We start from the raw sequence: 19,078 nt of genomic DNA on the forward strand, positions 1-19,078 counted from the left end.
CGTACCGCAGGGTGCGTCGGCTTCGACGGGGGAGCTCGTCCCGGAGCCGAGGATCGCCGCGGTCATGGAGGAGGTACCCGGTGGAGTGCTCCTCGACGAGAACCACGCGGTATGGCCTGAGCTGGGAATGGCGCTGGAGACGCCGTCAGGGGTGAGCACGCGGACGATCGGCGGCTGCACGACCGGCAACGTGTGCGTCTTCGACGGATACGGGGCCCAGGGCGCGAAGCTCTCGTGGAGCTCGTGCGGCAATCCGACCGTCTCCGCGTTCACGGTCCGGTCCATCGCGAACGACCGACCTACCGGCTACGCGCAGGCCCGGTCGGGAACCACGGTGCACGCCACCGCCTACGCAGGCAGCTACGCGAATGTCTACGGGGCCGTGAACAACGTGCGTTGCGTGAGCTGACGGCTCTGCGTGAGCTCCGCACGTAGCAGGACCCCGGCGGCGGCGGGCTCGCACACGACGACAGACCGGCTCGGCGACCGGCGGTCGCCTCAGGCGGCGTCGCCGACGAGCACGGCGGCGGCCTCGTCGGCGGCATCCGCTTCGCGCTCGTCGATGCGGGCGAGGGCGCGCCGGCCGAAGAGGATCGTCGCGGTGGCGACCAGGATGGATGCCGCGGCGAACAGGTACGGCACCGTCGGACCGTACGCGTGCCACAGCCAGGCGGCGACCGGGGGAGCGGCGGCACCGCCGAGGAACCTGACGGCCGAGTATGAGGACGACGCGACGGAGCGGGGGAGGTCGGTCGCCTCCATGACGGACTCCGTCAGCACGGTGTTCATGATGCCGAGCAGCAGACCGCCGACGATGATGCAGACGACAAGCGCCGTCGCATCCTCGACGAGGATGCCGGCGACGACGAGGTCGATCGCCAGCAGTGGCAGCGTTAGGAGCATCACGGTCGTCCGCGCCAGGAACCGCAGCAGCAGCGGCGCGACCCACACGCTCGTGACCGCCAGCGCGACACCCCAGCCGAAGAACGTGAAGCCGATGCCCATCGCGCCGAAACCGAGCGGGAACGGCGAGAAGGCCAGCTCCGTCTGCACCGGGCTCGCATCGAGCGACTCCGCGATGGCGGGAAGGATGGGGTCGACCAGGCCGATGCCCATGAAGGCCACGACGCAGGCGAACGCCACCGCCCAGACCTGTGCGGGCTGACGCCATACCGAGACGGCCGAGCCGCCGTGCGCGCTCATCGGGCCGCCTCCGCGGCGTCGGCGAGGGGTGCGGTGCGCCTTCGATCGAGCTTGCGAGTCAGGACGGCGGCCGTCGTCCGCAGCGCGTCCCATTCCGCCGGCTCGAGGTTGTCGAAGTGCGGCGCGAGGGCGGCGGTCAGCTGCAGCAGCCACGTCTGCAGCGCCTCGAGGCCCAGCGGCGTCACCTCGACGACCGTGGCTCGCGAGTCTGCGGCATCCGTCGTCTTCGCGACCAGTCCGTGCACGGTCATCTGACCGACGAGGCGGGTCATGCCGGGCTGTGTCACGCGGCTGAGGCGGGCGAGCTCGCCGATCCGCAGTGCACCGTGGTCGCGGAGGATCGTGAGCGTGCGCCACTGCGCAGCGGGTGTCTCGTTCGCTGTCTCGAGCGCCGCGACGCGGGTCAGCGCGTGGGCGGCGACGATGAGGGTCTCGATGTCCTCATCGTGTGTCACCGCACAAGCATACCGGCGGTATATACCCGTGGTATCCAAATTGGCTGCAAGTCCCGATTGGGTAACGACACCGCGCAACCTGGCCCCTCGACTTGCGCCGAGGCCGTGCGTTTCCTAGATTGCAAGAACCTGAATCGGATCTCATGTTTGAGATGAAGCACCGTTCGAGGCACCAGATCCTTCCAATGGGGAAAGGCACGCACATGCGGGTTACGAAGAAGTTGCTCCTGGGCTCCGTGGTCTTCACGGCAGCGCTGGCGCTGGCGGCGTGCGCGCCGTCGGCAGAGCCGAGCGGCGAGTCCACCGACGGCGGCGGACCCGAAGAGGTCACCGTCGGCATCGTCACGAGCGAGTCCGGTCCGCTCGCCGGCTACGGCAAGCAGTACCTCGACGGGTTCCAGGCCGGCCTGGACTACGCCACCGACGGCACGGGCGAGATCGACGGCACGACCATCACCATCGAGAACCGCGACGACGCGGGCGACCCCGACAAGGCGGTCACCGCCGTCAAGGAGCTCATCGGCGAGGGTGTCAACATCATCGCGGGCACGGCATCGTCGGGCGTCGCGCTCGCGGTCGCCGAGCAGGCCGAGCAGAACCAGGTGCTGTACATCTCGGGCCCGGCCGCCGCCGACGCGATCACCGGGGTCAACGACTACACGTTCCGCTCCGGCCGTCAGAGCGCGCAGGATGTCGCGACCGCGGGCACCTTCCTCGACGACATCGAGGGCAAGACCGTGACCGTGTTCGCCCAGGACAACGCCTTCGGTCAGGGCAACGTCGCCGCGGTCGAGGCGATCCTCGGCGGCAAGGGCGCCACGGTCAACTCGGTCCTCGTCGCCGAGGACGCCACCGAGTTCACGCCGTTCGCCCAGCAGGTGCTCGCCGGCACCCCCGACCTCGTGTTCGTCGCGTGGGCCGGCGCCACGTCGGGAGCGATGTGGCAGGCGATGAGCCAGCAGGGCGTCCTCGACGAGATCCCGGTCGTGACCGGGCTCGGCGACTCGGCGACGTTCGGCGCCTATGGCGAGGCATCCGAGAAGATCAACTTCCTGAACCACTACTTCCCGGGTGCTGTCGACAACGACGTCAGCACCGCGATGGTGGAGGCGATCGAGGACGCGGGCGGCACGCCCGACCTGTTCAGCCCCGACGGCTTCAACGCGGCGATCATGATCGTCCAGGCGATCAAGGAGGGCCAGGGCGACGTCGACGCGATGGTGTCCGCGCTCGAGGGCTTCGAGTTCGACGGGCCGAAGGGCGCCATGACGGTCCGCGCGAGCGACCACGCCCTCATCCAGGAGATGTACCAGGCCAAGCTCGTCGCGAAGGACGGCACGTTCGTGCCCGAACTCGTCGACACCGTCTCTGCCGACGACGTAGCGCCGGCCGAGGCCGAGTAGCGGCGGCATCCAGCGAGCCCATGTCGGCGAACGAGCGCAGCGAGACGGCACCCCGCGTGGCAACACGTCTCGTCTGCTCGCTGCGCTCGTCGCTCGACGACCAGGTACAACGAGAGGCACCGCGCCCATGAGCACGTCCGTTCCGTCCGCGCCACCGGTCGGCGATACCGCGCGCCGCGGCTCGCCGCTGCGCATCGAGGGCCTCGGCCTCCAGATCGGCGGCGCGACCATCCTCAAAGACGTCGAACTCGAGGTCGCCGCCGGGTCGCTGGTGGGAGTCATAGGTCCGAACGGCGCAGGCAAGACCACGCTCTTCAACGTGATCTCGGGACTGATGAAGCCCACCTCGGGCCGGGTGGTGCTGGACGACCGCGACATCACCACGGCCTCGGTCCCGGCGAGAGCACGGGCGGGGCTGGGGCGCACTTTCCAGACGGCGAGCCTGTTCCCGAAGCTGACGGTGCTCGAGAATGTGCGCCTCGCGGCTCAGGTGTCGCTCGGCGGTTCGGGGTCCCTGCTGCGCTTCCCGAGGCGGACGGATGCCGCGACCGAGCTGGCACGCGACAAGCTCGACATCGTCGGGCTCAGCCACATGCGCGACGCGATGGCCGGCGATATCTCGCACGGCGACAAGCGCAAGCTCGAGATCGCGGTGCTGCTGGCCACGGAGTCGAGCATCGTGCTGCTCGACGAGCCGATGGCCGGCGTCGGCTCGGGCGACGTGCCCGGCCTCGTCGAGAACATCCGGGCGATGCAGCGCGAGAAGGGCTGCACGCTGCTGATGGTCGAGCACCACATCGACGTGCTGATGGGACTCGTGGAGAAGGTCGCCGTCATGTACTTCGGCGCGATCATCGCCTACGACACCCCGCAGCGGATCATGGAGAACCCTCTGGTGCAGAGTGCGTACCTCGGCACCGGGTCGACCGGAACGGAGGCCGCATGAGCGCGGCACCGCCCGATGGGGGCGCCTCGGCTCCGCCCGTCCTCACCGTGCGCAACCTGCGCTGCACCATCGCGGGCCAGCAGGTCGTCGAGGACGTCTCGTTCGACGTCCCCGCCACCGGCATCACCGCGGTCCTGGGGCGCAACGGCGTCGGCAAGACCTCGACGCTGCGCGGCATCCTCGGTCTCATTTCACGCCGCGGCGAGGTCCGCCTCGCCGGCGAGCGCATCGACGGACTGCCCACCCACCGCATCGTGCGCCGCGGTGTCGGGTACGTGCCCGAAGACCGCGAGGTCTTCGCGAAGCTCACCGTCGCCGAGAACCTCGCCCTCGCCGAGCGGCAGCGGCAGCCTCGGCGGGAGTTCGTCGCGGAGCTCTTCCCCGACCTCGTCGCGCGGCGGGACCAGCAGGCGGGCACGCTCTCGGGCGGCCAGCAGCAGATGGTGTCGGTGGCGCGTGCGCTGATCAACGACAACATCCTGCTGCTCGTCGACGAACCCACCAAGGGCCTCGCGCCGAAGATCGTCACCGAGGTCGCCGACGCGCTGCAGGAAGCGTCCAAGACCGTCCCGATCCTGCTCGTCGAGCAGAACCTCGAGGTGGTGCGGCGGCTCGCCGACGACGCCATCGTGATCGCGGGCGGACGCGTCGCCCACGTCGGCAAGGCACGCGACATCCTCGACGATGAAGACCTCACACGCCGGCTCCTCGGCGTCCACGTGGAGCACGCCGCATGAGCACCCTCGTCCTCACCCTCATCACCGGCGTCGGCCTCGGCGCCCTGTACTTCCTGGTCGCGAGCGGCCTCAGCCTCATCTACGGCCTCATGCACGTGCTCAACTTCGCGCACGGCGCGTTCCTCACGCTGAGCGCCTTCATGGGCTGGATGGTGGCGCAGGCGCTCGGCACGGCATCGTGGGGATCCTTCCTGCTGTCGGTGCTCGCGGGCGCCGCCGTCGGCGCGGTCTTCGCCACCCTGACCGAGCTCGTGCTCATCCGCCCGCTGTACGAGCGGCACATCGAACAGGTGCTGGTCACCGTCGGCCTCTCGTTCGCGGCCGTCGCGCTGTTCGAGGGCATCTGGGGCACCGATCCGATCCACATCGCCGGACCCCCGTGGCTCAAGCAGACCACCGAGGTGCTCGGCGCCCGCATCCCCAACACGTACTGGGTGCTCATGATCGCCGCCGTGCTCGTGCTGGCAGCGCTCGTGCTGTTCCTGCAGAAGACCCGCTACGGCATGATCATCAGGGCCGGCGTCGAGAACCGCTCGATGGTCACCGCGCTCGGCATCGACGTGCGGCGTTCGTTCACCCTCGTCTTCGCCATCGGCGGCGCCGCGGCCGGCATCGGCGGCGTGCTGGCGATGCACTACTCGACGTTCGTCTCGGCCCACCTCGGACAGACGCTGCTCATCTTCGCGTTCATCGTGACCGTCGTCGGCGGCCTCGGGTCGCTCACCGGTGCCGCCGTCGCGTCGGTGCTCGTCGCGGTGCTGCAGCAGTTCGCGAACTTCTACCTCGGCGGCACCGGCGACTTCATCGTCGTGATCCTCCTGGCACTCGTGTTGCTGGTGCGCCCGAGCGGACTCCTCGGGAGGAAGGCATGACCCTTCGACAGGCTCAGGCACCCCGGGGGGATGACTCGGGGGCTCGCGTGCGTCGCTTCGTCCCCGCGATCGTCGGCGTCGCACTGGTGGTCTTCATGGCGGTGCTGCCGCTGCTCAACCTTTCGCTCCCGGGAATCCTGCCGACCCCGACGTACATGCCCGGGACGCTGGCGCTGCTGTCGCTGTGCATGGTGTTCGCCGCGCTCGCGCTGTCGTACAACCTGCTGCTCGGATCGGGAGGGATGCTGTCATTCGGGCATGCCCTGTACTTCGGCGCCGGCGCGTACGGCCTCGGCATCGCCCTCGAGCACTTCGGCGTGCCGCTGTGGCCGGGCGTCTTCATCGCCCTGATCGGCGGCATGATCATCGCCCTGGTGACCGGCGCGGTGTCGATGCGGGTGTCAGGCATCCCGTTCGCCATGGTGACACTGGCCTTCGCCCAGGCGGGCTCGGTGCTGGTGCGCCGCAACTCGCAGATCACCGGCGGCGAAGAGGGACTGAGCCTGAACACGGAACAGGTGCCGGACTTCCTCATCGGCGTCGTGAACACGCGGAACCTCTACTGGTTCGCCCTCGGCGTCCTCGTGGTCGTGTACCTCGTGACGCTGTGGGTCGACACTTCGCGCCTCGGCCACCTGGCCCGCGCGACACGCGAGAACGAGCAGCGCGTGCGCGTGCTCGGGCTCTCGCCGTACCGCGTGCGGCTTATCGTCTTCGTGATCGCCGCGGGCCTTGCCAGCCTCGCCGGCGTCGCCTACATGCTGCTGCAGTCGGGCACCGTGCCGCGATCGGTGTCGGCCGACCTCACGATCACCGTCCTCGTGATGGTCGTATTGGGTGGCGTGGGCTTCCGATGGGGTGCGATCGTTGGCGGTGTGCTCTACACGCTGCTCGATCAGCGACTCACGGTGCTCGCCGGATCCGACGCGATCGCCGGGCTGCCCGACGTGCTGCGCGTGCCGCTCTCGGAGCCCCTGTTCCTCTTCGGCGTGCTGTTCATCGTCGTGGTGATGTTCCTTCCGGGCGGCATCGCCGGCACGATCGACGCCGCCGTCCGCCGCCGCCGCGGTGAGAAGGTGCGCGACTCGCTGCGCCGGCTCGACGATGCCGACGAGACTGCCGAGGCGCCCGCCGCGGCAGACCGGGTGGGCGCATGACCTGGACCGCCGACCCAGACATCGACGACGGGCCCCACACCATCGGCCGTTGGATCGTCGACCGTGCGACCCGCTCTCCCGAGTGCATCGCGATAGACGACCGCGGCGTGACCACCGACTACGCGACCCTCGCGGCCCGGGCGACGGAGTTCGCCGACGCCCTGCGCCAGGCGGGCTACGGTCCCGGCGACCGCATCGCCACCGTGTCGGGCAATTCGACCGATCACGTGGTGGCGTTCTTCGCCTGCGCGCTCTCGGGTATCGCGTTCGTGCCGCTGTCGTGGCGGCTCACCCCGCGGGAGCTCGCCGATGTGCTCACCCGCTCCGACCCCGCCCTGGTGCTGATCGAGGAGGAGCACGCAGCGCTCGCCGGCGAGGCGCTGCGCGTCGCAGCGGCGGCGGCGCCGGTCGCACCGCTCGGCTCGACAGGGGTGGAGATCTCCGTCCCGCGCGCGGCACGCCCGCGGCTGCGCAGGCCGGTGCGCGACGACGACCCGCTGCTGGTGATCTTCACGTCGGGCAGCGAGGCGGCTCCCAAGGGGGTCGTGCTCACCCATGCGAACTGCTTCTGGAACAACCTCGCGCTTGCGCAGGCGCTGCCGCTCGGCCAGGACGACGTGGTCCTCGCGATGCTGCCCCAGTTCCACGTCGCCGCGTGGAACTGTCAGCCGCTGCTCGCCTGGTGGGTCGGAGCGACCGTCGTGCTCGAGCGGTCGTTCCAGCCGGCCCGCGTGCTGCAGCTCATCGCCGACCGGCACGTCACCGCGATGATGGGCGTGCCGACGCAGTATGCGATGCTCGCCGGCGACCGCGAATGGGAGAAGACGCTCCCTACGGCATCCCTGCGCCTCGCCCTCGTCGGCGGTGCGACGATGCCGGCATCGCTGCAGGAGGCGTGGACGGCGCGCGGCATCCCGCTGACGCAGGGATACGGACTCACCGAGGCGGCGCCCAACGTGCTGCACCTTCCTGCCGCCGAGGCCGCCGGCGCGCCGGGCGCCGTCGGACGGCCGTACCCGCACGTGTCGGTGCGCGTGGTCGACCCTGCGTCGGAGCTTCCGCTCGAGGGCGAGGCCACCGGCGAGCTCTGGGTGCGCGGTCCCAGCGTGTTCGCGGGCTATCTCGGCGATGACGCCGCGACGGCACGGGCGATGAGTGGGGACTGGCTGCGCACCGGCGATCTGGTGTCTCGCGACGGCGACGGCGTCTTCCGGGTGGTCGACCGCCTCAAGGACATCTTCATCTCGGGCGGCGAGAACGTCGCCCCGGCCGAAGTCGAACACGCGCTGAGCCTGCATCCGCTCGTCGCGGCCGCCGCCGTGGTCGGGGTGCCCGACGAGGTATGGGGAGAGCGGGGGGTCGCGTTCGTGGTGCCCGTCGCCGGAGCAGCGCTCTCGGCGGACGAACTGCTCGCGCACGCACGCCGCAACCTCGCTGCGTTCAAGGTGCCCGTGCATGTCGAGGTGGTCGACGAGCTGCCGCGCTCGACGATCGAGAAGCTCGCTCGCTCGCGACTGCGCGATCGAGCCCGGGAACTGGTGGGTCGCTCACGGGAGAGCGTGGACGGGGAGAGCGGGCGTGGCGTCATCAGCGCGTCTACGAAGGGGGAATCTCGATGAGCATGTCCGATGAACTGGTGGACCACCCGGAGGCGCTGGTCTCGTCTGCGACGGGACGGCCGCTGACCAAACGGGGCGAGGCGACCCGGGGGCGGCTGCTGGAGGCCGCGGAGCTGGTGTTCGCCGAACAGGGCTACCACGAGGCATCCATCGTCAAGATCACCGAGCGCGCGGGCATCGGACTCGGCACGTTCTACCTGTACTTCGACAGCAAGCAGGCGATCTTCGAGGCGCTCGTGCTCGACCTCAACCGCCGTGTGCGCCACTCGATGTCGGAGGCGATGGCCGGGGCATCCTCTCGCCTGGAGGCCGAGCGTGCGGGCTTCGCGGGGTTCTTCCGGTTCACCGCCGAGCACCCGGCGCTGTACCGCGTGGTACGCGAGGCCGAGTTCGTCTCGCCCGAAGTCCTCCGCACGCACTACACGCGCATCGTCGAGGGCTACGAGGCGGGTCTGCGCGCCGCACAGGCGGCGGGCGACGTCGACCGCGGCCTCGACCCGGAGACCACCGCGTGGGCGCTGATGGGCATGGGCGAGCTGATCGGCATGCGGTTCCTGCTGTGGGAGCGCGACGCCGACGGCAAGCCCCCCGCACAGCTGGACCCCGTGGTGTTCGCCGGGATGACCCGGATCATCGACAACGCCCTCGCCCCCCGATCGGGCAACGGCGACCGAGAGAAGGAAGCGTGATGGCAGATAAGGACCTCGCGGGCAAGCGCGCCCTGGTCACCGGCGGCGCGAGCGGCATCGGCCTGGCCTGCGCGCACGAGTTCGCGTCGCGCGGTGCGCACATCGTCATCGCCGACCTGAACGCGGATGCGGCGACCCAGGCTGCGACCGCCGTCGGCGGAGAATCCTGGGTGGTCGACCTCGCCGATACGAGCGCGCTCGACGACCTGACGCTCGACGTCGACATCCTCGTGAACAACGCGGGGATCCAACGCGTCGCGCCCATTCCTGAGTTCGATCCCGAGGCATTCCGGCTGATCGTGCGCCTGATGCTGGAGTCGCCGTTCCTGCTGATCCGCGCCGCGCTGCCCGCGATGTACGAGCGGGGCTGGGGTCGCGTGATCAACATCTCCAGCGCGCACGGGCTGCGCGCGAGCGCGTACAAGTCCGCGTACGTCTCAGCCAAGCACGGGCTCGAGGGCCTGTCGAAGGTGACCGCGCTCGAGGGCGCGCCGCACGGCGTCACGAGCAACTGCATCAACCCCGCGTACGTGCGCACGCCGCTCGTCGAGAAGCAGATCGCCGACCAGGCGAAGCTGCACGGGATCCCCGAGAGCGAAGTGGTCGAGAAGATCATGCTCACCGAGAGCGCCGTCAAGCGGCTCGTCGAGGCCGACGAGGTCGCCTCGCTCGCGGGGTGGCTGGCGTCGGACAGGGCCGGCATGGTCACCGGCGCCTCGTACACGATGGACGGCGGATGGACGGCTCGGTGAGCGTGACGGAGGCGGGACACCGGTACCGCGAGATCGATGTTCCCGTCGAGGGCGGGATGCTGCACGCGGGCGTGTGGGAGCCGTCGGATGCCGACGCCGACGCAGACGCGCCGACCGCGTTGGTGGTGCACGGTGTCACGGCGTCCCACCTCGCATGGCCGTTCGTCGTGGAGCGCCTGCCCGGCGTGCGCGTCGTCGCCCCCGACCTGCGGGGCCGCGGTCGCAGCAACGGCATCGTCGGCCCGGCGGGGATGGCCGCGCACGCCGACGACCTCGCGGCACTGCTCGATGCTCTCGCGATCCAGCGGACGCTCGTGGTCGGACACTCGATGGGCGCCTTCGTCTCGGTCGTCCTCGCCCACCGGCACCCGGAGCGCGTGTCGAGGCTGCTCCTCGTCGACGGCGGACTGCCTCTCGACGTCCCGGCCGGGCTCAGCACCGACCAGCTCGTCGCCGGCATCCTCGGACCGACCGCGGCACGGCTGTCGATGAGATTCGCGAGCACGGGGGAGTACCTCGACTTCTGGCGACGGCATCCCGCGTTCGACGGCGCGTGGACGCCCGAACTGGAGCGGTATCTCGCGTACGACCTCGTCGCCGACGGCGCGGGTGCGTTCCGTCCGGCGACGAGCTACACGACGACCGCCGACGACACGCTCGACATGAATGCCGGCACCGCACTGCCAGAGGCGCTGGCCGGGCTGCAGCATCCTGCCCGCCTCGTCACGGTGCCCCGCGGGCTGCAGAACGAACCTCCCGGACTGTACGCGCCCGCGCACCTGGAGCGGCTGCTCGCCGCCTACCCCGGCGTGGAGCACGAGCGGGTCGACGGTTTCAACCACTACACGATCGTGATGTCGCCCACCGGCGCGGATGTCGTGGCCGCCGCCGCCCGCGAGGAGCTCGCGGCGGCGAGCCTTCGCTGACGGCTTCGGCCCGCCGTCCGGCCCCCCTCGTTAACGAGCGGCGGCGATGCGCGTGGTCAGCTGGTGGGCGTGGGCGAGGAGGGTGCGGCCGAGCTCGGGGAGGCGCTCGGGGCCGAACCGGAACTCCACCCCCGTCAGGCTGAGCGCCCACTGGGGGTGGCCCTCCCGTGTGAAGACCGCGGCGCCGATGCCGTACGAGCCCTCGACGATGAGGCCGGGGTTCACGGCGTAGCCGCGTTCCTGCGTGTCGCGCAGGCGTGTCCGCAGCCGCGGCTCGCTGTGCGACGCACCCCATCCGCGTGCCAGTTCGGGATGGCGTTCGAAGTAGGCGTCCACATCGTGGGGAGGCAGGAACGCCAGGATCGCGAGCCCGGCCGACGCGACGCCCAGCGGGAAGCGCACGCCCTCGGACAGCACGAATGAACGGATGGGGAAGCTGCCCTCCTCGCGCAGCAGGCACACGGTCTCGTCGCCCCGGCGCACCGAGAGGAACGCGCTCTCCTCGGTGCGCACGGCGAGCGAGCGCACGATGTCGCGGGCGATCCCGGTCACGTCGTAGCGGGATGCCGCGACCGTGCCCATCAGGAACAGCTCGGGTCCCGGCATCCACCGTCCCGTCCGGTCGTCCTGGTCGACCAGGCCCTCCTGACGCAGCGCAGTGAGCAGCCGGTGCGTCGTGGGACGGGTCAGGTCCGCCCGGCGGGCGAGTTCGGCCACCGGCATCCCGTCGTTCCCGCCCGACGTGACCAGGCGCAGCAGGTGTGCGGCGCGCGCGATCGACTGGGCGCCGGGAACGGTTCGTTTGACTGCGCTGTCCACAATATGGACGGTACGCCGGGCAGACTCCACATCGCAAGCGCGGGGCTGGCCGGGTGAGCCTGCCGGGCGGAGGATTGTGCGTAACTCAGGAGAGTCGGCCCGGTTCGCCCTGGCGGACCGCGCGATTCCGGGACAGAGCACGCGATCGTCCTGAGTTGGGAACGGTCGAGGCGGCCGCAGAACACACGAGGGAGTGCACGTGATCGACAAGACCTGGGGCTCGGCGGCAGAGGCCGTCGCCGACATCCCCGACGGCGCTTCGCTCGCGGTGGGAGGGTTCGGACTCTCGGGCAACCCCATCGCCCTCATCGAGGCGCTCCTCGCACAGGGGACGAGCGATCTCAGCATCGTGAGCAACAACTGCGGCGTGGACGACTGGGGTCTCGGCATCCTCCTGAACGCCAGACGCATCCGCAAGATGACGTCGTCGTACGTGGGCGAGAACAAGGAGTTCGAGCGGCAGTTCCTCTCGGGTGAGCTCGAACTCGAGCTGACGCCCCAGGGCACGCTCGCCGAGAAGCTGCGTGCGGGCGGGTCGGGCATCGCCGCGTTCTACACGCAGACCGGCGTCGGCACCCAGGTCGCGGAGGGCGGGCTTCCTCGTCGTTACGCGGCCGACGGCAGCATCGCGGTGGCCTCGCCCGTGAAGGACGTGCGCAGCTTCGACAACACCGGCACACCTCGCGACTATGTTCTCGAGGAGTCGATCGTCACCGACTTCGCGCTGGTGCACGCGCTCAAGGGCGACCGCCACGGCAACCTGGTCTTCAACAAGGCGGCGCGCAACTTCAACCCGCTCGCAGCCATGGCCGGGCGGGTCTGCATCGCCCAGGTGGAGGAGCTCGTGGAGCCGGGCGAACTCGACCCCGACAGCATCCATCTCCCCGGCATCTACGTGCACCGAATCGTGGAGGTCGGATCCGACATCGAGAAGCGCATCGAGCGGCGTACGGTCAGCGTTGCGCAGGCCGCCTCGCGCGAGATGCCGGAAGGAGCCTGACATGCCGCTGAACCGCAACGAGATGGCCGCGCGCGCGGCTGCGGAGCTCGCCGACGGCTCGTACGTCAACCTCGGCATCGGGCTGCCGACGCTGGTGCCGAACTTCGTGCCCGAGGGCGTGACGGTCGTGCTGCAGTCCGAGAACGGCATCCTCGGCGTCGGGCCGTACCCGACCGAGGAGAACGTCGACCCCGACCTGATCAACGCCGGCAAGGAGACCGTGACGACCCTGCCCGGCGCCGCCTTCTTCGACTCGGCGACGAGCTTCGGCATGATCCGCGGAGGCAAGATCGACGCCGCGATCCTCGGCGCCATGCAGGTCTCGGCGTCCGGCGACCTCGCCAACTGGATGATCCCCGGAAAGATGGTGAAGGGCCCCGGCGGCGCCATGGACCTCGTGCACGGCGCCGCGAAGGTGATCGTGCTGATGGAGCACGTCGCCAAGGACGGCTCGGCCAAGATCGTGAACGAGTGCTCGCTGCCTCTCACGGGTCGCGGAGTGGTCGACCGCATCATCACCGACCTCGCGGTCATTGATGTGACGGATGCCGGACTCGTGCTGGTCGAGACGGCGCCCGGCGTCACGGTGGCCGAGGTCGTCGCCGCGACCGAACCGGAGCTGCTCGTCTCGGACGAACTTAAGGTGGAAGCATGAACCACGACGACGTCGTCATCGTCGCCGCTGCGCGGACTGCGCAGGGGCGGCTGAAGGGCCAGCTGGCTTCGCTCACCGCGGTGCAGCTCGGCAGCGCCGCGATCCGCGGCGCGCTCGAGAGGGGCGGCATCCCGGCCGACGCCGTGGATGCCGTGCTCGTCGGCCAGGTGCTCGCCGCCGGCAGCGGGCAGAACCCCGCGCGGCAGGCGGCCGTAGGAGCCGGCATCCCGTGGGAGGTCCATTCGGGATCCGTCAACAAGGTGTGCCTCTCGGGACTCACGGCGATCATCGACGGCGCCCGCATGATCACGGTGGGCGACGCGACCGTCGTGGTCGCCGCCGGCATGGAGTCGATGACCCGTTCGCCGCACCTACTCATGGGCTCGCGCGACGGCTGGGCGTACGGCTCCATCGAGGTGCTCGACCACATGGCGTACGACGGGCTCACCGACGCGTACGACCGCGAGAGCATGGGCGCCTCCACCGAGCGGCACAACGATCGGTTCGAGATCACGCGCGAGGCACAGGACGCCGTGGCCGCCCGATCGCACCAGCGGGCTGCCGCCGCGCAGGCGGAAGGGGTGTTCGAGGCCGAGATCGTGCCGGTCGAGATCCCGCAGCGCAAGGGCGACCCGGTCGTCGTGACCAAGGACGAGGGCGTGCGGCCCGAGACGACGGTCGAGACCCTCGCGGGACTGCGGCCCGCCTTCGCACAGGGCGGGTCGATCACCGCGGGCAACTCGTCGCAGATCTCCGACGGCGCCTCGGCCGTCGTCCTCACGACGCGCTCCCACGCCGACGAGAACGGCTGGAACGTGCTGGCCGTCGTCGGTGCCTCGGGCCAGGTTGCAGGTCCCGACAACTCGCTGCACGCCCAGCCGGCGCGGGCGATCGAGCAGGCGCTGGCCAAGCAGGGCATCTCCGCGTCGGACCTCGACATCGTCGAGATCAACGAGGCGTTCGGCTCCGTCGTGGCTCGCTCGCAGGCTGAGCTCGGACTCTCGGACGAGGTCGTCAACCCGCACGGCGGCGGCATCGCGATCGGGCATCCGATCGGGGCGTCCGGCAACCGCCTCGTCGTCCACGCGGTGCACGAGCTCGTCCGCCGCGGCGGCGGTACGGCCGCCGTCGCGCTCTGCGGCGGCGGCGGCCAGGGCGACGCGCTGATCCTCACGCGCTGAGGGCAGTTTCGGTCGTTGAGCGAGCGAGGAACGTGGTCGTTGAGCGAGCTTGCGAGTCGAAACGCAGAGACGAAACGCCTCCCGTGCACGTCGGTGGCTCGATGCGTTTCGTCTCGGTCGCCGGCGCTCGCTCAGCGACCGGGGCGGGGGAGTGGCCCGCCTGAGTCGGGGTCAGGTCAGCGGTCGAGGCGGCGCTTGAGGAGCTTCTTCTCGCGGCCGTGCACGGGAGAGTCGTTCGCGATGAGCGCGCCGCGCGATGCCCGGCGCACATCGACGATGGCCCCGACCGCGAGCGCCAGCGAGATGCCCCAGCTGAGCCAGGCCAGCGCCATGCGCCAGGTGAACGGCTCGTTCTCGCGGAGGCCCCTCAGCAGCGTCAGCCCGCCGGTGAACGCGGTGAGGATGCCGGTGCCGAAGAGGTACTTGCGCATGAGGCCACGTTAGCGCGGCAGTCGGTCCGGACGCGCCCCTTGACATGGGCATGCGTCGCACGTCAAGGGCGGTCGGCCCGGATGAGGGCGCTGTTAGCCTGGGGCCGTTGCCGAGTCCACGAAACCGTCAGGAGCCCGCGTGACAGAGCCCCACCCTCCCGCGCCCGGCCGAATCGCCGAACTCGTCGTCGTCGCCAATCGCCTTCCGGTCGACCGCGTCGTCGACGGCGACGGCGAGCCAGGCTGGAGACGCTCGCCCGGCGGGCTGGTGACCGCGCTCGAGCCGGTGATGCGCCGAGCCGACGGCGCCTGGGTGGGCTGGCCGGGGCAGCCCGACATCGAGGTCGACCCGTTCGAGTTCGAGGGCACGCATCTGGTGCCGGTGATGCTGACGACCGAAGACGTCGAGCTGTACTACGAGGGCATGTCGAACGACACGTTCTGGCCGCTCTATCACGACGTCATCGCCGAGCCCCGATACCGCCGCGTGTGGTGGGACGCCTACGTGAAGGTGAACCGGCGCTTCGCCGAGGCTGCTGCCGCCGTGGCCGCGGACGGCGCGACGGTGTGGGTGCAGGACTACCAGCTGCAGCTCGTGCCGCAGATGCTGCGCGAAGCCCGTCCCGACCTGACGATCGGCTACTTCCACCACATTCCCTTCCCCGCATACGGCCTCTACTCGCAGCTGCCGTGGCGCCGCCAGGTGCTCGAAGGGCTGCTGGGGGCCGATGTCATCGGCTTCCAGCGGGTCGCGGACGCCGGCAACTTCGCCCGCGCCGTGCGTCGCCAGCTGCGCTATGACACGAAGGCTTCGGGGATCACCGTTCCGAATCCCGACGGTACGAGCCGGCGTGCTCTCGCGAAGGCCTTCCCGATCTCGATCGACGCGTCCTCGTACATCGAGCTCGCCCGTCAGGAGGACGTGAGGGCGCGCGCGAAGGAGATCCGCGAGAGCCTCGGCAACCCCAAGAAGATCCTGCTCGGCGTCGACCGCCTGGACTACACCAAGGGCATTCGCCACCGCATGAAGGCCTTCGGCGAACTGCTCGAAGACGGCAAGATCGCGGTCGAGGACGTCACACTCGTGCAGGTGGCGAGCCCCAGCCGCGAGCGGGTCGCCGCGTACATGCAGCTGCGCGACGAGATCGAGCTCACCGTCGGCCGCATCAACGGCGACCACGACACGATGGGGCACACCGCGATTCGCTATCTCCACCAGGCGTACCCGCGGGAGGAGATGGTGGCGCTGTTCCTGGCCGCCGACGTCATGCTCGTCACCGCCCTCCGTGACGGCATGAACCTGGTCGCCAAGGAGTATGTCGCGTCGCGGATCGACAACCGAGGCGTGCTGGTGCTCAGCGAGTTCGCGGGCGCGGCGGACGAGCTGCCGAGCGCGGTGCGCATCAATCCCCACGACATCGACGGCATGAAGGACGCCATCATGCGCGCCATCGAGATGCCCTCGGCCGAGCAGGGTCGCCGCATGCGGGCGCTGCGGCGCAAGGTGGTGGAGAACGACGTCGCGCGCTGGTCGCAGTCGTTCCTCGACGCCCTCGACGGCGCGCGCGAGCGCAACCGCTTCCCCGCGCTCAATCGCTCTGCGGAGGCACGCGGATGAGCCTCGATCTCGCGGACGACGTGCGCGACGCGATCGCCGGCATCGCGGCATCCGATCTCCTGCTCGTCGCACTCGACTTCGACGGCACGCTGTCGCCGCTCGAGGACGAGCCGATGGACGCGCGGATGCTGCCTGCCGCACGTGACGCCGTGAACGCCCTGGTCGCCGCGCCCGACACGCTCGTCGCGTTCGTCTCGGGGCGGAGCCTCGTCGACCTGCGGGTGATCGCCGAGCACGACGACGCGTCGCGCGTGCTCCTGGCCGGATCCCACGGCGCCGAGTTCTGGATCCCGGGTGAGGGCCTGCAGAGCCACGGTGAGGACGAGGCGGATGTCACGCTCCGCGACGCGATGCGGTCGCACGCCGAGGCGGCGACGGCGGCGCTGGACGGCGTCTGGATCGAGCCGAAGACCTTCGGGTTCGGTGTCCACACCCGGCGCGCCACGGCGGAGGACGCGGCGGAGGCGAATCGCCTCGCCGACGAGATCGTCGCGGCGGAGGCGCCGCACTGGCGGCGGCGCACCGGGCACAACATCGTCGAATTCGCGTTCCGCCACGAGGGCAAGGACTCCGCGATCGCCGAGCTCCGCGAGCGCGTGGGGGCGACGGCGGTGCTGTTCGCTGGAGACGACGTCACCGACGAGGACGCGCTGGCGAGTCTCGGTGCCGACGACCTCGGCGTGCGCGTCGGCGACGGCCCGACTGCGGCGGCCGTGCGCGTGCCCGACATCGCCGCTCTCGCGGACCTCCTGACGCTGCTGGCGGCGGAGCGGACGCGCCTGCGCGGGTGAGCGACACGCCCGGCGAGCGTGTCTGCGGGTAGGAACGGGGCCTCGCGAGAGCGATCCGCCCCGCGGCAATAGACTGAGCCAATGGCCCAGCCCCATTCGCCCGCCGACAACACCATCGATATCAAGCCCCGCAGCCGCGTCGTCACCGACGGCATCGAAGCCACGACGTCGCGCGGCATGCTCCGCGCCGTCGGCATGGGGGATGCGGACTGGGACAAGCCGCAGATCGGCATCGCGTCCAGCTGGAACGAGATCACCCCCTGCAACCTGAGCCTCGACCGTCTCGCGCAGGGTGCCAAGGAAGGTGTCCACGCCGGCGGCGGCTATCCGCTGCAGTTCGGCACGATCTCGGTGTCGGACGGCATCTCGATGGGCCACGAGGGCATGCACTTCTCGCTCGTCTCGCGCGAGGTCATCGCCGACTCGGTCGAGACGGTCATCATGGCCGAGCGCCTCGACGGCTCGGTGCTCCTCGCCGGGTGCGACAAGTCGATCCCGGGCATGCTGATGGCGTCGGCCCGGCTGGACCTGTCCAGCGTCTTCCTCTACGCCGGCTCCATCGCGCCCGGCTGGGTGAAGCTCTCGGACGGCACCGAGAAGGACGTCACGATCATCGACTCGTTCGAAGCGGTCGGCGCGTGTCTCGCGGGCAAGATGAGCGAGGCCGACCTGAAGCGCATCGAGTGCGCGATCGCTCCGGGCGAGGGCGCGTGCGGCGGCATGTACACCGCGAACACGATGGCGTCGGTGGCCGAGGCGCTGGGCCTCAGCCTTCCGGGCTCCGCGGCACCGCCCTCGGCGGACCGCCGCCGCGACTACTTCGCCCACCGCTCGGGCGAGGCCGTCGTGAATCTGCTACGCCAGGGCATCACGACGCGCGACATCCTCACCAAGGAGGCGTTCGAGAACGCGATCGCCCTGGCGATGGCGCTCGGCGGCTCGACCAACGTGGTGCTGCACCTCCTCGCCATCGCCCGCGAAGCAGATGTCGACCTCAGCCTGCACGACTTCAACCGCATCGGCGACAAGGTCCCGCACGTGGCCGACATGAAGCCGTTCGGCAAGTACGTCATGAACGATGTCGACCGCCACGGCGGCATCCCGGTCATCATGAAGGCCATGCTCGATGAGGGCCTGCTCCACGGCGACGCCCTCACGGTCACCGGCAAGACGCTCGCCGAGAACCTGGCCGACCTCGACCCCGATCCAGTCGACGGCACGGTGATCCACACGTTCGACGACCCGATCCACGCCAAGGGCGGCATCACGATCCTGCACGGCTCGATCGCGCCCGAGGGCGCGGTCGTCAAGTCGGCCGGCTTCGACGCCGACGTGTTCGAGGGACCCGCGCGCGTGTTCGAGCGCGAACGCGCCGCGATGGACGCGCTCGAGGCGGGAGAGATCGCCGCGGGGGATGTCGTCGTCATCCGCTACGAGGGCCCGAAGGGCGGACCCGGCATGCGTGAGATGCTGGCCATCACCGCGGCCATAAAGGGCGCTGGGCTCGGAAAAGATGTACTACTCTTGACGGACGGACGATTCTCAGGCGGCACAACCGGCCTGTGCATCGGCCACATAGCACCCGAAGCGGTGGACGCTGGTCCCATCGCCTTCGTGCGCGATGGTGATCTGATACGGGTCGATATCGCGGCTCGCACTCTCGACCTACTCGTCGACGAGGCTGAGCTTGACTCCCGCCGCTCTGGCTGGGAGCCGCTTCCCCCGCGCTATACCCGTGGCGTCCTTGCCAAGTACTCCCGACTCGTGCGCTCCGCTGCGGAGGGCGCGACCACCGGTTGAGCCTGGTCTCCGACATCCCGTCCG

Annotated in this window: 20 protein-coding genes; 16 read left to right on the plus strand and 4 right to left on the minus strand. The window is 70.2% G+C overall.

All coding sequences use genetic code 11. The features are described from left to right. Positions 1–64: 64 nt before the first annotated feature. The gene (locus MRBLWS13_RS00955; RefSeq protein WP_349427232.1) at positions 65–409 is read left to right on the plus strand and encodes a hypothetical protein; all 345 of its coding nucleotides are present in this window, start codon (positions 65–67) and stop codon (positions 407–409) included. Positions 410–498: 89 nt separating this feature from the next. On the opposite strand, the gene MRBLWS13_RS00960 is transcribed toward MRBLWS13_RS00955, so the two are convergent. Together MRBLWS13_RS00960 and MRBLWS13_RS00965 are read right to left on the minus strand one after the other, a co-directional pair. Beyond that, entirely contained in the window at positions 499–1,203 is a 705-nt protein-coding gene (locus MRBLWS13_RS00960; RefSeq protein ID WP_349427233.1) for a hypothetical protein, read from the minus strand. After that, on the minus strand, positions 1,200–1,658 hold the full coding sequence (locus MRBLWS13_RS00965) for a MarR family transcriptional regulator (protein WP_349427235.1): 459 nt from the start codon (positions 1,656–1,658) through the stop codon (positions 1,200–1,202). Before MRBLWS13_RS00965 ends, MRBLWS13_RS00960 begins: the two co-directional genes overlap by 4 nt. Positions 1,659–1,861: 203 nt before the next feature. Here MRBLWS13_RS00965 and MRBLWS13_RS00970 point away from each other — a divergent pair, with 203 nt between their 5' ends. The 9 genes from MRBLWS13_RS00970 to MRBLWS13_RS01010 all read left to right on the plus strand — a co-directional run bounded on the left by MRBLWS13_RS00970 (position 1,862) and on the right by MRBLWS13_RS01010 (position 10,759). Continuing rightward, positions 1,862–3,061 carry a substrate-binding domain-containing protein gene (locus tag MRBLWS13_RS00970; protein WP_349427237.1) on the plus strand — a complete coding sequence of 400 codons (1,200 nt, stop codon included), beginning with the start codon at positions 1,862–1,864 and terminating at the stop codon, positions 3,059–3,061. Between the two features lie 127 nt (positions 3,062–3,188). Further along, a complete protein-coding gene (locus MRBLWS13_RS00975) occupies positions 3,189–4,007 on the plus strand; it encodes an ABC transporter ATP-binding protein (protein WP_349427239.1) in 819 nt (272 codons plus the stop codon). Beyond that, positions 4,004–4,744, plus strand: a complete 741-nt coding sequence (locus MRBLWS13_RS00980) for an ABC transporter ATP-binding protein (RefSeq protein WP_349427241.1) — start codon at positions 4,004–4,006, stop codon at positions 4,742–4,744. The genes MRBLWS13_RS00975 and MRBLWS13_RS00980 overlap by 4 nt, the downstream gene beginning before the upstream one ends. Further along, positions 4,741–5,616 (plus strand): branched-chain amino acid ABC transporter permease, encoded by an 876-nt coding sequence (locus MRBLWS13_RS00985; RefSeq protein WP_349427242.1) that lies wholly within the window; start codon positions 4,741–4,743, stop codon positions 5,614–5,616. The genes MRBLWS13_RS00980 and MRBLWS13_RS00985 overlap by 4 nt, the downstream gene beginning before the upstream one ends. A gap of 95 nt (positions 5,617–5,711) precedes the next feature. Next, on the plus strand, positions 5,712–6,773 hold the full coding sequence (locus tag MRBLWS13_RS00990; protein WP_349428950.1) for a branched-chain amino acid ABC transporter permease: 1,062 nt from the start codon (positions 5,712–5,714) through the stop codon (positions 6,771–6,773). Next, complete coding sequence (locus MRBLWS13_RS00995; RefSeq protein WP_349427244.1) at positions 6,770–8,392, plus strand: AMP-binding protein; 1,623 nt, start codon at positions 6,770–6,772, stop codon at positions 8,390–8,392. The genes MRBLWS13_RS00990 and MRBLWS13_RS00995 overlap by 4 nt, the downstream gene beginning before the upstream one ends. Before the next feature lie 2 nt (positions 8,393–8,394). Then, positions 8,395–9,081, plus strand: a complete 687-nt coding sequence (locus MRBLWS13_RS01000; protein ID WP_349428951.1) for a TetR/AcrR family transcriptional regulator — start codon at positions 8,395–8,397, stop codon at positions 9,079–9,081. Then, positions 9,081–9,833: a 3-hydroxybutyrate dehydrogenase gene (locus MRBLWS13_RS01005; protein WP_349427245.1), complete on the plus strand. Its 753-nt coding sequence runs from the start codon at positions 9,081–9,083 to the stop codon at positions 9,831–9,833. Before MRBLWS13_RS01000 ends, MRBLWS13_RS01005 begins: the two co-directional genes overlap by 1 nt. Next, a complete protein-coding gene (locus MRBLWS13_RS01010) occupies positions 9,818–10,759 on the plus strand; it encodes an alpha/beta hydrolase (RefSeq protein WP_349427247.1) in 942 nt (313 codons plus the stop codon). Before MRBLWS13_RS01005 ends, MRBLWS13_RS01010 begins: the two co-directional genes overlap by 16 nt. 30 nt (positions 10,760–10,789) lie before the next feature. Here the strand turns inward: MRBLWS13_RS01010 and MRBLWS13_RS01015 are convergent, their stop codons facing one another. Further along, the gene (locus MRBLWS13_RS01015) at positions 10,790–11,578 is read right to left on the minus strand and encodes an IclR family transcriptional regulator (protein ID WP_349427248.1); all 789 of its coding nucleotides are present in this window, start codon (positions 11,576–11,578) and stop codon (positions 10,790–10,792) included. A 199-nt stretch (positions 11,579–11,777) separates the two neighbouring features. On the opposite strand from MRBLWS13_RS01015, the gene MRBLWS13_RS01020 reads away from it, so the two are divergent. Genes MRBLWS13_RS01020 through MRBLWS13_RS01030 form a run of 3 tightly spaced genes read left to right on the plus strand, consistent with a single transcriptional unit; the run spans position 11,778 to position 14,414 of the window. Then, on the plus strand, positions 11,778–12,578 hold the full coding sequence (locus MRBLWS13_RS01020; protein WP_349427249.1) for a CoA transferase subunit A: 801 nt from the start codon (positions 11,778–11,780) through the stop codon (positions 12,576–12,578). A gap of 1 nt (position 12,579) precedes the next feature. After that, positions 12,580–13,233 carry a 3-oxoacid CoA-transferase subunit B gene (locus MRBLWS13_RS01025; RefSeq protein ID WP_308866927.1) on the plus strand — a complete coding sequence of 218 codons (654 nt, stop codon included), beginning with the start codon at positions 12,580–12,582 and terminating at the stop codon, positions 13,231–13,233. After that, positions 13,230–14,414 carry an acetyl-CoA C-acetyltransferase gene (locus tag MRBLWS13_RS01030; RefSeq protein WP_349427250.1) on the plus strand — a complete coding sequence of 395 codons (1,185 nt, stop codon included), beginning with the start codon at positions 13,230–13,232 and terminating at the stop codon, positions 14,412–14,414. Before MRBLWS13_RS01025 ends, MRBLWS13_RS01030 begins: the two co-directional genes overlap by 4 nt. A gap of 176 nt (positions 14,415–14,590) precedes the next feature. On the opposite strand, the gene MRBLWS13_RS01035 is transcribed toward MRBLWS13_RS01030, so the two are convergent. Beyond that, positions 14,591–14,845, minus strand: a complete 255-nt coding sequence (locus tag MRBLWS13_RS01035; RefSeq protein ID WP_349427251.1) for a hypothetical protein — start codon at positions 14,843–14,845, stop codon at positions 14,591–14,593. Positions 14,846–14,984: 139 nt separating this feature from the next. Here MRBLWS13_RS01035 and MRBLWS13_RS01040 point away from each other — a divergent pair, with 139 nt between their 5' ends. The 3 genes from MRBLWS13_RS01040 to ilvD all read left to right on the plus strand — a co-directional run bounded on the left by MRBLWS13_RS01040 (position 14,985) and on the right by ilvD (position 19,054). Next, the gene (locus MRBLWS13_RS01040; RefSeq protein ID WP_349427252.1) at positions 14,985–16,463 is read left to right on the plus strand and encodes a trehalose-6-phosphate synthase; all 1,479 of its coding nucleotides are present in this window, start codon (positions 14,985–14,987) and stop codon (positions 16,461–16,463) included. Beyond that, positions 16,460–17,254, plus strand: coding sequence for a trehalose-phosphatase (otsB, locus tag MRBLWS13_RS01045; RefSeq protein WP_349427253.1), 795 nt, complete (start codon positions 16,460–16,462; stop codon positions 17,252–17,254). The genes MRBLWS13_RS01040 and otsB overlap by 4 nt, the downstream gene beginning before the upstream one ends. 81 nt (positions 17,255–17,335) lie before the next feature. Next, positions 17,336–19,054, plus strand: coding sequence for a dihydroxy-acid dehydratase (gene ilvD / locus MRBLWS13_RS01050; RefSeq protein ID WP_349427254.1), 1,719 nt, complete (start codon positions 17,336–17,338; stop codon positions 19,052–19,054). Positions 19,055–19,078: the final 24 nt, after the last annotated feature.

This window comes from Microbacterium sp. LWS13-1.2, assembly GCF_040144835.1.
GTDB lineage: Bacteria > Actinomycetota > Actinomycetes > Actinomycetales > Microbacteriaceae > Microbacterium.